Source organism: Brevibacillus brevis (genome assembly GCF_022026395.1).
In the GTDB taxonomy this organism is placed as follows: Bacteria; Bacillota; Bacilli; order Brevibacillales; family Brevibacillaceae; genus Brevibacillus.
In genome coordinates, this window is sequence record NZ_CP041767.1 from 6,073,394 (window position 1) to 6,089,905 (window position 16,512).

Below are 16,512 nucleotides of genomic sequence, written 5' to 3' on the forward strand. Positions count from 1 at the left end.
TTCATGGTAAAGAACTAGGAGAGACCGTTTAATTCTGAACGGTCTCTTTTTTATTCCTAACAAGAAGAAAAGCCTCCGAATGCTCGGAGGTTCTTATCTAGCCTTTCACCGTAGCAATCGGCGCCACCTCAGCCACAATCTCAGCCATCCCATGATCCACATGCGACTGAATCACCGGAGTAATATCTTTATAGGCATACGGCGCCTCTTTTTTCAGCTCTTCTTCCCATTTCTTCAAAATATCGCTCCGTCCACGCAAATCCGCCCGCTTCGGGTCAATCGGATTGATCACGCGGAAGTTAGCAAGAAACTCGCGAAATCGGTCATCGTCCACTTTCACAGCATCGCCGCGAGAAAGCGCTCGACCTGCTCCATGGCTTGCGCTAAACAGGCTATCCCGATTGCCGAGCCCTGCCAAAATAAAGCTGTGCGAGCCCATGGAACCAGGGATAAACACAGGTTCGCCCGTATACTGAAACGGCGTGCCCATCATTTGCTCGGCCGATTTTGCCGTACACGACCCTTTTCGATGCAAAAATCCACCCACCTGCTCGAGCTGTTCCTCCCACAAATAATTATGAGGCGCATCGTACAACAGCTTGTGTTCAAAATCGCCCAACACATCGGAAATCGATTTGTACATCATCAGCCCCAGCATCAATCGATTGGCAAATGCAAAGTTCGCCGCATTGTGCAGGAGACTCCAAAACATTTTCCACTGTGGTTCGAAACGCTCCGAAAGTGGCAGCGGATACATGCCGTTATCCGGATGCTTCAAGGAAGTCGGGTACATCTTTTTCAGCATTTCTTTGATCCATGCACCGCTGTTATAACCAATGGAAACAGACCCAGTATGAATCATGAGGACGACTTGCCCTTCCTTCAGCCCCCACTGACTGGCGATAGAGCCCTGGTGCACTTTTTTGACCACCTGAATCTCAAAAAAATGATTGCCACCGCCAAGGGAGCCGATTTGTGCATCCCGGGAAAGCTCGGCAGGGCCGAGAAAATCATCGAGGCCAATCGTCGATTCCGCGATAAAGGACCCCATTTTATTGACATGGTTCAAATCCAGCTCCTGCTGCTTTTCGTTGTAATAACGCCAAATTCCCTCGCCATTCGCTTCCTTGTGGCTGTCCAGTACACCGATCAGGCCTTCCTTGAACATTTTTTCGCGCATATGCCGCGTCATGGGAATATTGCGGCCCCCTTCGAAAAAAACATGGCGAACATTTCGTTCAATCGCATCCAAATGCATGCGAATCTGTTCTTCGCACAAATCTGTGACATATAGGCGCATTCCGCAGTTAATATCGTTGCCAATCGCTTGCGGCAGCACAAACCCGCGTGTAAACAGCGTCGTGCCTACAGGAATGCCGCTTCCTTTGTGAAAATCGGGCGTAATGGCTACCTCCAAAACCCCAGTATTGGGATCGTCAAAATAATCGGGTGAATGCTTTTGCAGCGTTTCAATTGTTTCATTCACCTCTAAAAGTCGATGAAGCTCCTCTACCGCATTGTTTTCTACTTTTACTTCCGGATTGATGAAATATTTGATCGGCGTGTTGCTCAATGTATAACCACCTTTGTTTGTTTTTCAGGAACATATGTTCTGTAATTATCAATAGAAAAAGCCGCTTCTAAAAGCTCATTTCTTCATGCGGAGATGAGAAAATGCAGCCTTGATTGCAGCCTTTACGCTTGAGGCTATTCAGTTATCGTAGGGGCGTTATCCGCAGTCTATGGGAAACGGAGCTGGCTCACCCTTAAACAGCGCAATTGCGTAAAAGGCATACCTATGGAGTTGGATTTTATCGCTACATGGCTTTGTTTCATGCTTGGTTACGTATGCGAACATGTTGGAATCCTCCTCCTTTCGTTTCTTGCTCACGATCTTATCATTGGATAAAATTTACTGTCAAGCCCCCGAATGATCGAGGGCCCGTGTGATTTTTCCCTTTTACATCGAATCTAATTCGCCTTCCATAAACTTGATCAGGTACACCTCCGGCTGCGCGAGGAACTCCGTAAAGCTGCACAAGTCCGCATACTCCTTATGCTCCTCATCATAGCAGCCTATGCTTCCTTTTTTCTTCGGATTCCACACAAGATGAAGATGGGAGTAGTTGTCGATTTCGGCAGACAAGCGCAGCAGCTTTTGCCGACCGATTTTCATTTCAATCGTATCGGTCAATGTGAAAAAGTCGATATACGCGATGTCATACTCATTTTCCGCCAGCTCAAGATGCAGCTCTTCTCCGGTAAGGAAGCTCATCAGTTCTTCGGTCAGTTTATATTTTTGCAGTTCGTACTTTTTGTTCTCTACATCATGCAGCTCGGCAGGTTCCAGCGATTTCAAATACGCAGCCAACTCCGTATCTTTATTGCTGACCGCGATGGTATAAGGTCGCTCCCCACCCCTTTCTGCTACCATAACGTCCGCACCACGTTCAACCAAATACTTGACCATGGCGGCATTCCCCATGCGCGTGGCAACTGTTAATGGGGTCGCTTGGTACGGATACACCATATTCGGTTTGTTATAATTGATGTCCACTCCATGATCGAGAAAATAGGCCGTGGTTGTAAGATCATGATCCGACACGGCTTTACGCAATACATCGCCGCCATGCAGTCTTATATCCAGTCCCAGCTCTTGAATGAGCGGGATGTTCTTTTTGTTGCCGTAGTAGGCCTCCGAATAAGCGTTTGAGCGCACCTGATTGACCATCTCCAGCTTGGCGCCTTGCGCTACCACATAACGAACGAGCTCTTCCTTGCCATAACGTACGGCCATCAAAAAAGCTGGATTATTTTTGACATTCAGATTAACGCCATGCTCTACCAGCAGCTTAACAACTTCTAGCTTCTCTGATAAAATCGCCAGATCCAATGGGCTTAGCGTCGTATATTTGCTAAGCACAATGCCCTTTTCTATATCCCAGCCAGCCGAAATCGCATCTTGCAAAGCCGGGGCATTTCCTTGATAAATATGCATCGCGATTTCTGGCAGCTCTTCGAAACTCCCGATATCTTTCAACTTGATCATCCATTACCCTCTCCTGCCCTATGTCTTATGAAAAATATAGAAAATAAAATGGCAAGAAACAACAAATATTTACTTGATTCCCTTTTATTCGATTGAAAATACAGTAAATTTTGTCTATTTTTGACGAATCTGCTCGATAAAAAGTTTTTTCCCAATAAAAGGAGTAATTTTACGAGAAGAGAAATACTTATGCAAATCGTCTTATACATATTTTTTAAGGAGAGTGGTCTGATGAAGAAGATGCGTACTCTCGCTTCTCTTACGCTTGCAGCAACACTCATACTGAGTGGCCTTCCTTACAATGCCTTGGCAGCTGCGGAGTTTAGCGAACGGGATTGGGAAAAAGTAAACGAGTATACCAACGCGGAAGTAGAGCTTGGCTCCGAAGTCTCGAAAATCTCCCCCCTGCTGAACACCAGTTCTAGCAAAAACGTCAGTGTCATTATTGAGCTGCAAAGTGAACCTTCGATCACAGCTAAACATAGTGAAGGTTCAGAATCTTCCGTTAGATCATTGCGAGCGAAAGTAGAGGACGAGCAGGCCTCCTTCCTCGACGAGGCAAAAGACAACAAGGTCAAACTGAAGGTAAAGCGCAAGTTTGAGCATGTATTCAACGGGATGGAAGTGACGGTGTCAGCCGACGAGTTGGAAGAGCTGGCTGAACTGCCACAGGTGAAACGCATTTATCAAAATACGTATTATGAGCTTCCCGAAATTGATGCCGTCAGCGAGAAAGCATCGTCTACCAAATGGGATCAAGCCCCTCTCCAACAAATCGGTGTTCTCGATATGTGGAAAGCAGGTCTGACAGGGAAAGGATTGAAGGTCGGCGTCATCGATACCGGTGTCGATTACAAGCACCCTGATCTCAAGGATGCTTATAAAGGCGGATATGACTCCTTCGACAATGATAAAGACCCTTATGAAGAAGCACCAATCCCTGTGGAGGATGACCGCGATGGAAAAGGATATGAAGGCTCCAGCCATGGAACTCACGTCTCCGGTACCATCGTAGGACGCGCCAAAAACAAGACCTCGGACGTGCAGGTAAAAGGGGTAGCCTACGGTGCAGACCTCTACGTCTACCGCGTATTGGGCCGGGGAGGCGGTAGCTCCGCTCAGGTCATCGACGGTATCGAAAAAGCGGTGAAAGACGGCATGGATGTCATTAACCTGTCGCTTGGCTCCGCTATGGAGAAGAACTCTGACTCCCCAGATGCCATCGCTGTGAATAACGCAGTGCTGTCTGGTGTGATTACGGTTGTATCGGGGGGAAATTCAGCCGACGATGAGCGCGGCAGACATTTCTACACGGCTGGCTCCCCTTCTGGCGCGAGGCTGCCGATCACAGTTGCAGCGGTAGACTCTCCTACCGTGCAATATGACGGCTCCGCAACCTCGTCCTTTGGAGCCAATTACGAATTCCCTGTGATGGCGTGGCAGGTGAGAAAGGATAACTTCGCCTCTATCATCGGAACCAAACCACTGCCAGTCGTCTATGCCAACCTTGGCTCGCGCAGCGATTTTGAAAAGGCAAATGTAAAAGGCAAAGTCGCTCTCGTTTCCCGTGGTACTCTCGGCTTCACGGAAAAAATCGAAAATGCCCGAAAAGCTGGCGCTGTCGCTATCGTGGTCTTTAACGGTAACGACGCCGACGGGGATGGCGTAGCTGACCTGGATATCCGTGATCGCGAGGGCTATGTCAACACGATCCTGGGTGACCAAATCGAAGCGATCCCTACCTTTGACATGAAAGGTCTGGAAGGCCGGACACTGGCAAAAGAGCTGCTGGCTGACCCTGAAAAAGCGAAAACACTGACGTTTACGTTCTCAGGAAACTACCCAAGCACAAATGATCCGGGCGACCGCATCGCCGGATTTAGCTCACGCGGCCCGATCATGGGCGACGATTACAGCATCAAGCCGAATCTGGCTGCGCCAGGTGTAGCTGTTCTGTCCAGCTATCCATCTTGGAGCAAGCTGATCCCTGACGCCAAGTACGACAAGGCATACGCCCGTCTAAACGGTACAAGCATGGCGGCTCCGCACGTTTCCGGTCTTGCCCTGCTGTTGAAACAGGCACATCCGGACTGGACACCTGCCGATATCAAGGCAGCACTCGCGAACACCTCCAAGCCGCTCTATAGCCCAGACGGCACACTGTACGATGTATACTCCCAAGGTGCTGGCCGCGTAAACGGCTACGCCGCATCGAAAACACCTGCTGTTCTGACAACGGTAGAGCAGCTCACCATTTTGGGCGAAGATTTTGAGCCGAAAACCATTCCGTACTATGCGGATAATGTTTCCTTTGGCTTGCTGAAGGCTGGCAGCAATACCGTCACGAAAACGCTCCAGCTGAAAAACCTGTCCAAAAAGGAAGTTTCTTACGATGCAAAAGTGATCATGCATCCATCCGTCACGACAGATCCGTACAAGCCAGGCTCCAAAACGCCAGATGTCGATGACATCGATGTGGAAATCTCCGATGATTCCATCTCCGCTAAAAAAGGCGATGCGACCACATTTGAGCTCAACCTGTCCGTTGACTCCGATGCAAAAGACGGCGTGTATGAAGGGGAAGTCCTGCTGACAGCGAAAGGCAACCCTGACCTGCGCCTGCCGTTTGCTGTACACGTGGGAGACAAGCGTGAGGATACTAACTTTGGTTTCGACAACCTGAAGCTGTCCGATACGACAATCACGCCTGATGGTGATGGCAATGAGGATTCGTTCACACTCGAAGCCGAGCTGCAAGCCAAAGACGTGAACCAGATCTCCGTTGAGGCATGGGACATGGACGATAAATACGTCGGTACGCTCGCATCTGTATTCAACAATTACGCGCTGATTGCGCCAGGCCCTATCACCTTCTCTAATCTTGATGGTACTTACTACGATGGTACCCAAGTAGCGAAAAAGCTTGATCCAGGCAAATACAAGCTGAAGCTCGTCGGTCGAGTCGTTGACCAAAACAAGCCGAAGGGTGAACAGATTGTAAAAGAATACGAGGCTTGGAAATCCTTCATGATTAAGACATCTGATAAAAACGCAGTCTTGTCCAAGGTAGTGGAAGAAGCCGAGGAGCAATTTGAATTTGAGGTTGCGAACACCACAGAGCTCGATCAACCAGTGCTTTCCCTGCCGGAAGAAAGCGATGATGTGACTTATCAGGTGACGAAGAGCTCTGATGAGACGTTTATCGACGATGAAGGGATTTTAAAGGAGCTGCCTGCCGAAGGTGAAGAGACAGTTACGCTGTATGTGACGATTACTTCCAAGGAAGATGAGTCGGTTACGCGGACTGTGAAGGTGGATGTGACATTAGAGGCGGTAGTAGAGTAGTGTTGGTTTAACGTTTTTAGATGGATGAATGAAGGCTCCGCCAGACATCATGGCGGAGCCTTATCATTTTGCCAACTATACCGGCCATTACAGCTTGTTCAAAATTTCCTCTTTGATAAAGGCTCTGATCTCTTCGCCGCTCTCCAGGGTGAGGACGTGTTGAGCTGTTTCCTGTAGCGACTTGTAATCCAGCTTTCTCAGCAAATCGCGGGCCCGGAGAACGGAAGTGGCACTCATGCTGAATTCATCCAGTCCCAGCCCGAGCAGAATCGGGATCGCCAATTCCTCCCCGGCCATTTCTCCGCACATGCCGACCCATTTGCCTTCCTGATGGGCCGCCTTGATTACCTGATTCACCAGCCGTAAAATGGCGGGATGGTACGGATCGTACAAGTAGGCGACCTGCTCGTTCATCCTGTCCGCTGCCATCACATACTGAATCAAATCATTGGTCCCGATGCTGAAGAAATCGGCTTCCTTGGCGAGCTGGTCTGCAATCATTGCGGCAGCTGGCACCTCGATCATGATTCCTACTTCCAAATGATCGTTAAACAAAATGCTTTGGTTGCGCAGCTCTACCTTCACTTCGTCCAAGATCTGGTTCGCTCGACGCAGCTCGGCTATAGTGGCGATCATTGGATACATGATCTTGATGTTTCCGTATACACTTGCCCGGAGCAAGGCGCGTAACTGCGTCTTAAACAGTTCTACGCGGTCCAGGCAAAGCCGGATGGCTCGATAGCCTAGAAACGGATTCAATTCTTTCGGCAGATCGAGGTAGGAAAGCTCCTTGTCCCCGCCGATGTCCAATGTTCGAATGACAACTGGTCGATCCTTGCCCATGGTTTCTGCTACTGCTTTGTAAGCCGCAAACTGCTCTTCTTCCGTGGGGAACTGCTCCCGCCCCATATAGAGAAATTCAGTACGAAACAGTCCGATCCCCTCGGCGCCGTTTTCAACGGCCTGCACGGCGTCCTGCGGATTCCCGATGTTGGCTGCCAATTCCACGCGGTGCCCATCGGCGGTAACACTTTCTTCATGAACCAGACGAGCCCAGTCCTCTTTTTGTTTCCAGTAGGCCTGCTGCTTGGCTTCATAGGCTGCGACGACAGCTTCGTCCGGTCGAATGTGTACCTCGCCCTCAAGGCCGTCGACGATGACCAGATCCCCGGTTTGCAGCTGCTCTGTAATGTCCGACATGCCTACCACCGCCGGGATTTCCATGGTGCGTGCCATGATGGCGGAGTGAGACGTGCGGCCGCCTATATTCGTTGCAAATCCTTTTACCTTTTCCCTGTCCAACTGTGCCGTATCGGATGGCGTCAGATCGTGTACAACCAGCACCACCGGCTCAGTGAAATCAGCTTGCAACTGATCGTGTATGCCGAGCAAATTCTTCAGCAGACGCTGGCTGACATCGCGCAAATCCGCCGCCCGCTCCCGCATATACTCGTCGTCCATGCTTTCAAAAATGGCGACAAAGCTGTCACGAACCTCCTCCAGAGCTGCTTCCGCATTCACTCTTTCCCGTTCCAGCTTCTCCTCAATGGCACCAATAAACTCCGGGTCCTGCAAAAAAAGCTGGTGGGCTTCAAAGATTCTCGCTTCTTCTTCGCCCATCTCGTGGCGGACCTTCTTCTTGACTTGCTCGAGCTCCAGATCTGCCGCTCTCACACTTTCCCGAAATCGCGCAAGTTCTGCGGCCACCTCATCTTGGTCAAGAATGCGTCGTTCATACCGAACCATCTCTTCCTTTTGTACAACAGCTCGTCCAATCACGATTCCGGGAGCTGCAGCGATCCCTTTTTGCAGCATTACAATCGCTCCTTATCGAAGCCGCACCCCCTGGTGTCCAGAGGGGGCTTCCTGTCATGTTACCCGTGAACTGACATAAGCAATTGGCCAAGCTCCTCCATTGCTTGCTCTGCCTGTTCTCCAGTGATTTCAAGGGTGATTTGCTCCCCCATCTTTGCACCCAGTGTCATCAAGCCCATGATGCTTTTGCCATTGATCTTTTTCGTGCCCTTGATCACGTTTACCTCACAAGGAAACGAAGTAGCCTTTTGTACAAATAACGTTGCCGGACGGGCATGCAGTCCAGTCGGATTTTGAATGGTGAAAGTTTTGGTTAACATCTGGTTCCAGCTCCTTTTACTCTACCGCATCTTTTTTCAGAACTTTTAGCATGAGTGCCGTAACCATTGTTCCGGCAAGAATGGAAACAAGGTAAAGCGGCCAGTTGCCGATTACCGGCAAAACGAATATTCCGCCATGAGGGGCTGGCAATGTGCACCCAAACAGCATCGATAACCCGCCAGCTACGGCAGAGCCAACTACGAGCGAAGGAATGACGCGTGTCGGATCAGCCGCCGCAAACGGGATCGCCCCCTCCGTAATGAAGGATGCTCCCAGGACGTAAGCGGTTTTACCCGCCTGCCGCTCTTCCGTGGTAAATTTCTTCTTGAACAACGTCGTCGCCAAAGCGATTCCGAGCGGTGGAGTCATCCCTGCCGCCATAATGGCTGCGTGAGGGGTATAGTTTCCATCAGCAATCATCGCAATCCCAAACGTAAATGCTGCTTTGTTGACAGGGCCACCCATGTCAAAGGCCATCATTGCACCCAAAATCACACCAAGGATGACGGCGTTACCAGTGCCCATGTTTTTCAACCAGTCACTCAGCGCCGTATTGGCGGCAGCGATCGGGTCAGATACTACGTACACCATGACAAAGCCTGTAAGCAAAATCCCAAGCAGCGGATACAACAGCATCGGCTTGATACCTTCTAACGATTCCGGTAGTCCAGCCAACACTTTTTTCAATCCGACCACAATATATCCGGCCAGGAACCCTGCGATGATTCCTCCGAGGAACCCCGAGCCGGAAGTAGCCGCCAACAAGCCTCCTACCATACCGGGAGCAAAACCCGGGCGGTCAGCGATGCTCTTGGCGATAAACCCGGCCAATACCGGGATCATCAGCTTGAACGCAGTTCCTCCACCGATATCCATCAGGACTTTAGCCAGCGGATGGAAGGACGGATCGTTTGGATCAAACGCCTTGATCCCAAACATAAAGCTTAGCGCAATGATAATCCCGCCACCCACGACAAACGGGAGCATGTTGGATACACCGTTCATCAGGTGCTTGTAAAAAGCAGGCTGCTTCGCTTTTTTCTCCGCCTTTGCTTCTTGGATATCGTCCTGATAGCTGGTCCCGCCTCCGCGGTAAATGCTTCCCTTTTGCTCTACTGCGCGCTGAAGCAGTTCTTCGGTATTGCGTATCCCTTCCGCAACCGGCACTTCAATCACGATCTTGCCAGCAAAGCGTTCCATCTCTACTTGCTTGTCAGCAGCTACAATCACCGCTGTCGCTTCCTCAATATCCTGCAAAGAAAGCTTGTTTTTCACACCCCCGGAACCGTTCGTCTCTACCTTGATGGCAATCCCCAGCTCTGCTGCTTTTTTCTTCAGCGCATCGGCGGCCATGTACGTATGGGCGATCCCGGTCGGGCAAGCGGTTACCGCAACTACTTTTATCGGCTGTTTCTTTGAGGTCTCTTGTCTTTCCTGTTGCTCTTCTAGCTCCTTGCTCTCTACAACGCTTTCATTTTCGCCCTGGATTTCTTTTTCTTTGCGCGTGATAATCTCGAGAACCTGTTCCTTGGTTTCTGCGCGCGTCAGCTCCTGACGAAATGCTTCATCCATGAGCATCTGAGAAAGCAATGCCAACGTTTCGAGATGGGCCTGGTTGGCGTTCTCGGTAGCCGCAATCATGAAGAAAAGATGTGCTTTTTGGTTATCCAACGAGTCAAAATCAACACCCTCTTTGGAAAAACCGTACGCAATGCTAGGAGTTTTGACTGCTGCTGTCTTGGCATGCGGGATGGCGATTCCTTCTCCAATTCCGGTGGAGCCTTGTGCCTCGCGGGCGAGAATGGCCTGCTTCATTTCTTCCTTGCTGTTGAGCCGTCCAGCTTCGTCCAATTTTTCAATCAACTCATCTAAGACCGCTTCCTTGGAGGAAGCAGACAGAGGGAAAAGAATCGTTTCAGCTTTTAGCAAATCGGCAATGCGAATCTCGTTATTCATCGTTGAACCCCCTTTATCAAATGGCGGTTATTGTGATTTCCGGAAGAAATGCTTTTATCTTTTCATGTGTACAGAAGCCTTCCGACAGGGCAGTCGTGCTCCCAGCGGCGACAGCAAAACGAAACGCCGCTTCCGTATCCATTCCCTGCCTATAGCCATAAAGGAAACCAGCAACCATCGAGTCTCCGGCACCGATTGAATTGACTGGTTTGCGCTGCGGAATCTGGGCGACATAGGCCGCTTGCCGATTGACAAATACAGCACCCTGACCAGCCATCGACACGATGACGTTCTGTGCGCCCATTTGCAAAGACTTACGCGCCATGTCGATCGCCTCTGCTGGTGTGGCAATCGTCACCCCAAACAGTTCCCCCAACTCATGATGATTGGGCTTGATGAGAAACGGCTCTTCCGACAAACCGGTTTCAAGCGCTTTCCCCTTTGCATCGAGGAAGATACGTACGCCCTTGCCACGCAGCCGGTTCATGATCGTCTGGTACATATCAGACGGCAAGCTTTTCGGCACGCTTCCCGCGAGTACCAGATAATCGCCGCTTTGCAAGCTGTCGATCTGTTGCATCAGCTTTTGGAGCGCTTCTTCCGGGATGTCCGGCGAGACTCCGCTGATATCCGTTTCGGTCTGCGCCTTTATTTTTAAATTGATTCTGGAATCCTGTCCGATTTGGATCAAGTCATGAGAGATGTCGGCTTGCTCGATCTGCTGTTGAATAAACGCTCCCGTAAACCCACCGACAAACCCCAGCGCCGTGCTGTTTTCCCCGAGTATGCGGAGAACCTTTGATACATTTATGCCTTTTCCGCCAGCGACCTTCCACTCTTTTTGCGCCTGATGAATGGTTCCTTGCGACAGAGCAGTGATCCACAAGTGGTAGTCAATCGATGGGTTCAGGGTTACTGTGTAAATCATGCTTTCACCACTTTAAGAGTTGATAGTCTGCCGTAAACTTGTTGTTCCTCTTCGCTCAAACCGTCATCCGTGATTACCGTGATGCCTTGCAGGTCTCCTACTTTGGCAAAGGTGACCCTGGAAAACTTGTCAGAGTCGGTCAAGACAAATCGCTCGTCAGAAAACTGCAAGGCCAGTTGCTTGACGTATGCCTCATCTGGGTCAGGTGTGGTCAGACCGTGATGCTGGTCAATGCCGTTGGTTCCGAGAAAGCATTTGTCGAATCGGTATTGACTGAGTGCAGTAATCGCATCACGCCCCACCATCGACAGTGTAGCCGCTTTCAATTCTCCGCCCAGCAGGATCGTTCTAGTGTTTCGTTTGATAAGCTGAAGGGCAATGTCCACCCCGTTGGTAACGACCATAATATTTTCGTAAGGTAAATAGGGCAGCATCTGATACGTCGTAGTTCCCGCATCGATGAAAATCGAGTCGTGTGGTTTTATCAAACTGGCGGCATATTTGGCAATCGCCAGTTTCTCCCGCTCATGTTTGACTGATTTTTCCAGAATCGTCGGCTCTTCGATTTTGCTCTGCAGCACAGACGCCCCGCCGTGCACGCGTTTAAGCAAGCGCTGTTCTTCCAATTCGCTTAAATCTCGCCGGATCGTCGATTCCGATGCCCCAGTTGCTTCCACAAGCTCATGAATGCGCACAATATCTTTTTCTTTCACTAAAGCTACTATCAGTTGATGACGTTCAGGGGTTAGCATCGTATCCTCCCTTCTCCTAGTTGCACCAGGATTGATTTTGATTATACATCCAAATTCAATCAAAAACAATCATTAATAGTCACAATCAGTCAGGGATCGTTCACTCCTTCGGATAACAGACAAAGCCACCCCAAATCATCGGAGTGGCTTCCATATGAATCTATGCATAAACTTAGCTTGCCGAATGAACGCGGTCCTGACTTACTCTGCTTTCATTTTTTCAAGGACAAGCTCTATCGATTTCTCCTTGATGTGGGGGAAATCACTGATGATCCAGTGAGGAACGACATATACATGATTGTTTTTGACTGCTTTTAACTGCTTCCATAATTCGCTGTTAGTCAACTCTTGGAATCTCTTATCGGATTCTTTGTCTGGACCTTTGGCTGAATTTCCGACCTGAATGAAAATATGATCTGGATTCAGCTCCGGCAATTTTTCCATAGAAATAACTTCAAACTTTTTCATAGCTTCCACTTGCGGCAACGGCTTCAATCCCAAATCGCGGGCAAGCGTCGCGCCAAACAGTTGATTCGGTCCGTAAACCCGATATTCTTTTGCCATGACCCGCATGTAGAGCACAGTTTCATCTTTGCCAACTTTTTTCGCCAGCTTTTTCTTGGCTTCCTCGGCTTTTTGATCATAACGTGCCAACCATGTGTCAGCTTCCTTTTCCTTGCCAAGCATGCTCGCTAATTCACGGAAAGCAAGTCGCCAATCATCCTGGTCTGGTAAAATGATTGTGGGAGCTATTTTTGATGCTTCGTCATAAATTTTAGCATGGACTTCCCTGCCTATGATCAAATCAGGTTCTGCCTCCAGAATGGCTTCCAGATTCGGGTCATCTCCCAGATTTTTCACGCCTTCAAACGGGTTCCCCTCCATGTATTCCAAGTTCGTTTCTCCCTGGTAGGATGCCATGGCATAGGGCTTGATGCCAAGAGCGTAAAGAGAGTCAGCCAGCCGATAATCAAGCACTGCAATTTTCTTTGGCTCCCCTTTTATCGTCGTTTTTCCGGAATAGTGTTCAATGACCCGCTGTGCAGATGATTGATTGTTACCGGCAGTAGACATTTGTTCCTGGCTAGCACCGCAGCCGGTGAGGAACAAGCAGCTTGCCAGAATGAAAGAAAGTGCTGCGAACAAATTAGTGCTATTCTTTTTCATAAATCAGTGTCTCCCATTCCTATTCTCTTTTTGGTAATGATAATCATTTTCATTATATCGTAGCACAGTATAGTATATTTATTTCTTTTTATTTTTTCAAGCTTTTCATCCTTGCTCTGCTTTCCTCTTGAATTTTGTCCTTTAGCCTCCTATGAAAAAAAGAACCTCCAATCCAAAAACGGATCGAAGGTTCACTGTAAGATTGCTATTAACTAATTAACTATAAGCCAGTTCCTTTTTGCTTAGACCCAGCGCCTCGTCTGTCGAACGTTGAATCTCGTGGAGAAGCTCTTGGTTTTGCATGAGTGACACGCCATAAGAAGGAATCATTTCTTTGATTTTCGGTTCCCACTCTGCCATACGTTGCGGGAAGCATTTTTCTAATACCTCAAGCATAACCTGGACAGCTGTAGAAGCACCTGGAGATGCGCCGAGCAATGCAGCTACGGAGCCATCAGCGGCACTAACCACTTCTGTACCAAATTGAAGAGTACCTTTACCCGCTGGTGTATCCTTGATAACTTGCACGCGTTGGCCCGCTACCACGATATCCCAATCCTCGCTTTTCGCATTTGGAATGAACTCTCGTAGTTCTTCCATGCGCTTTTCATGCGATAACATTACTTGCTCGATCAGGTATTTGGTCAATGCCATTTCTTTTACGCCTGCCGCCAACATCGTCATAACGTTGTTCGGCTTTACGGAAGTGATCAAATCCATATTGGAACCTGTTTTTAAGAACTTTGGCGAGAATCCCGCAAAAGGTCCAAACAGCAAGGATTTTTTGTTGTCGATGTATCTGGTATCCAGATGCGGTACCGACATTGGAGGAGCGCCGACCTTAGCTTTACCGTACACTTTTGCATGGTGCTGCTCAACCACTTCCTGATTTTTACAAACCATAAACAATCCGCTTACCGGGAAACCGCCGATATGCTTGGACTCTGGAATACCGGTTTTTTGGAGCAGATGCAAGCTTCCGCCGCCACCGCCGATAAAGACGAATTTGGCAATATGCTCTTCGATGTTACCAGTGCCCATATTGTACACTTTCAATTTCCACATGCCGTCGCTCGTACGTTTGATATCCTCAACAGCATGGTTGTAGTTAATCGAGACGTCTTTCGTCTTCAAGTATTCAAACAACATACGTGTCAAAGCACCAAAATTGACATCCGTACCGGAATCGATTTTGGTTGCAGCTATTGGTTCATTCGATGCGCGGCCTTCCATGATGAGCGGAATCCATTCCTTCAGTTTTTCAGGGTCATCGGAGTATTCCATCCCTTGAAAGAGAGGATTGTTTGCCAGCGCTTCAAAACGCTTTTTCAAAAAGCTTACATTTTTTTCGCCTTGCACCATACTCATATGAGGTATTGGCATAATAAAGTCTTGCGGATTTTGGATGAGATTGTTTTTTACTAGGTAAGCCCAGAATTGTCTGGACAGCTGAAAATGTTCATTGATTTTAATGGCTTTGCTAATATCTATAGACCCGTCAGCTTTCTCGGATGTATAGTTCAGCTCACAGAGTGCCGCGTGGCCAGTACCCGCATTATTCCATTCGTTCGAGCTTTCTTCGCCTGCTTTTGCGAGTTTCTCAAAAACTTTGATTTCCAACTCCGGTGCCAATTCTTTCAGTAATGCTCCCAGAGTTGCGCTCATGACACCTGCACCAATCAAAATAACGTCTGTTTTTTGCTGTATGGAGCTCATAATACCCTTCCTTATCTACTGTTTTTGTAAAAAAGAAGTAGTAGCTCCTTGCCCCGTTGCAAGACGCTACGAAAACATCTTACCTTTCACAACTATAACTATATCATAGAAATTATTTATTGATTCAATTATCTATTATAATTAGAGGATTAATAACTATTTAATGTTGGTAAAAAAGGGAGGATTCCGCAAACAGTGCCTGATAAACCCGTAAAAATCATGGTCTTGCCTCAGTTTCTTGCAGGGGTTTAGGATTTGGTTTGTTCTTACCAGTGAGGAGCTTACCATATAAATTTCCCGTTACCAATGGTAAAAAACGGCAAAACAGATGCCTTAATCTCATATCTAAGGAGAGCTGGAGATGAACTCTTTGACCCACCTGACGAACAACATTCCGTGGCCGCGTTTGACGACAGCCTATGGCAGAGGGACGGACATTCCTCGGCTTATAGAGACCGGGCAATATGAGGAGTTGGCCAATCTAATCGAGCACCAAAGCACCTTGTGGCAGACGACGCCGTGGGTGCTGCTAATACTCTTGCAGGAGCTTGCCAAACAGCAACCAGAGCAGGTTTCTTCGCAGGAAATTCAGTTGTACTTGGCTGTAGCTTCTGCTATAAACGTGGACGAAATGGATTCGCAAAATGCGGTTGAGACCATGAACGAGCTATTGGACGAAAAGTACTTGTGGCCAGAGGACGAGGAAGACGATGAATTATGGTGGGAAGAAGAGGAGCCGCGGGGTTATGAGCAGGAAGCATTTTTCAGCTATTATTCCTTCAGTTATTTGCTGCTAAAAGATGCCATTCCCGTTTTTACCGCGATTATGAAAGGGAATGATAAGCTCGCTCCCTCTATTCAAGAGCTGCTGCTTATGCTCCAGTCAAAGGATGTTAGTACTGTCGAATAGGTATCGGAGTCTCTTTGATAGTACCCACCCCCGTCACCTTATGATGGGGTGGGTATTCCTAGCTGCTGTACATAATATCGATGGGCAACCTCTGCAATGCGATCCTGGTCTTCCCAGAAGCTCTGATCAAGCTGATCCAGCCGTTCTTCCTCTTCCTCTGTAAGGAACCGTGGAATATCCCAGAGTTGGGTGAGGCGGTTGTCCTCCGATAGATGCTCGATGCAGGCATATCCCGACTGGACGATTTCGAGTGCATGGACTGCCCCGATGGCTTGTAAGGCCCGTACCGCGTAGATATATGCCTCTTCTCCCCAGTTGCAAAAAAACTGCAAAAACCCGCCGTTATATACATCAGCTTCTAGTAGCCATAAGGCGGCAATCTCTTGTTCCTGTGAGGTCAGTGTGTTCCAACCCGAAGCATTCTTTTTCTGCACAAAGGCAGCGGCAAAATCGAACCATACGTCATGGATATCCAACTTGCTCAAAATGTACGCCCCCTAAATGTTTAATCCCTTCAAGATTAGATGTGCACAAATCACACGAAATAAATTAA

At 48.6% G+C, this 16,512-nt stretch carries 12 protein-coding genes; 2 read left to right on the plus strand and 10 right to left on the minus strand.

Annotation, left to right across the window (positions count from 1 at the left end; genetic code table 11):
• Positions 1–97: 97 nt before the first annotated feature.
• Both FO446_RS28485 and FO446_RS28490 read right to left on the minus strand, forming a co-directional pair.
• Complete coding sequence (locus FO446_RS28485) at positions 98–1,573, minus strand: RtcB family protein (RefSeq protein WP_237899698.1); 1,476 nt, start codon at positions 1,571–1,573, stop codon at positions 98–100.
• 387 nt (positions 1,574–1,960) lie between these two features.
• Positions 1,961–3,049, minus strand: coding sequence for an ankyrin repeat domain-containing protein (locus FO446_RS28490; RefSeq protein WP_237899699.1), 1,089 nt, complete (start codon positions 3,047–3,049; stop codon positions 1,961–1,963).
• 231 nt (positions 3,050–3,280) lie between these two features.
• Between FO446_RS28490 and FO446_RS28500 the strand changes: the two genes are divergently transcribed.
• Positions 3,281–6,394, plus strand: a complete 3,114-nt coding sequence (locus FO446_RS28500; RefSeq protein WP_330873231.1) for a S8 family serine peptidase — start codon at positions 3,281–3,283, stop codon at positions 6,392–6,394.
• Positions 6,395–6,481: 87 nt separating this feature from the next.
• On the opposite strand, the gene ptsP is transcribed toward FO446_RS28500, so the two are convergent.
• The 7 genes from ptsP to FO446_RS28535 form a co-directional block, all read right to left on the minus strand.
• Complete coding sequence (gene ptsP, locus FO446_RS28505; RefSeq protein ID WP_173611689.1) at positions 6,482–8,209, minus strand: phosphoenolpyruvate--protein phosphotransferase; 1,728 nt, start codon at positions 8,207–8,209, stop codon at positions 6,482–6,484.
• A gap of 59 nt (positions 8,210–8,268) precedes the next feature.
• Entirely contained in the window at positions 8,269–8,529 is a 261-nt protein-coding gene (locus FO446_RS28510; RefSeq protein WP_173611688.1) for an HPr family phosphocarrier protein, read from the minus strand.
• A 16-nt stretch (positions 8,530–8,545) separates the two neighbouring features.
• On the minus strand, positions 8,546–10,486 hold the full coding sequence (locus FO446_RS28515) for a PTS fructose transporter subunit IIABC (RefSeq protein ID WP_237899702.1): 1,941 nt from the start codon (positions 10,484–10,486) through the stop codon (positions 8,546–8,548).
• A 16-nt stretch (positions 10,487–10,502) separates the two neighbouring features.
• The gene (gene pfkB / locus FO446_RS28520) at positions 10,503–11,414 is read right to left on the minus strand and encodes a 1-phosphofructokinase (RefSeq protein ID WP_237899703.1); all 912 of its coding nucleotides are present in this window, start codon (positions 11,412–11,414) and stop codon (positions 10,503–10,505) included.
• A complete protein-coding gene (locus FO446_RS28525; protein WP_237899704.1) occupies positions 11,411–12,166 on the minus strand; it encodes a DeoR/GlpR family DNA-binding transcription regulator in 756 nt (251 codons plus the stop codon). The genes pfkB and FO446_RS28525 overlap by 4 nt, the downstream gene beginning before the upstream one ends.
• A gap of 201 nt (positions 12,167–12,367) precedes the next feature.
• A complete protein-coding gene (locus FO446_RS28530) occupies positions 12,368–13,333 on the minus strand; it encodes an ABC transporter substrate-binding protein (RefSeq protein ID WP_221868672.1) in 966 nt (321 codons plus the stop codon).
• Between the two features lie 216 nt (positions 13,334–13,549).
• Positions 13,550–15,049 carry a malate:quinone oxidoreductase gene (locus FO446_RS28535; protein WP_173611684.1) on the minus strand — a complete coding sequence of 500 codons (1,500 nt, stop codon included), beginning with the start codon at positions 15,047–15,049 and terminating at the stop codon, positions 13,550–13,552.
• 361 nt (positions 15,050–15,410) lie between these two features.
• Here FO446_RS28535 and FO446_RS28540 point away from each other — a divergent pair, with 361 nt between their 5' ends.
• On the plus strand, positions 15,411–15,959 hold the full coding sequence (locus tag FO446_RS28540) for a hypothetical protein (RefSeq protein ID WP_237899705.1): 549 nt from the start codon (positions 15,411–15,413) through the stop codon (positions 15,957–15,959).
• Between the two features lie 38 nt (positions 15,960–15,997).
• On the opposite strand, the gene FO446_RS28545 is transcribed toward FO446_RS28540, so the two are convergent.
• Complete coding sequence (locus FO446_RS28545; protein ID WP_173611682.1) at positions 15,998–16,444, minus strand: DMP19 family protein; 447 nt, start codon at positions 16,442–16,444, stop codon at positions 15,998–16,000.
• Positions 16,445–16,512: the final 68 nt, after the last annotated feature.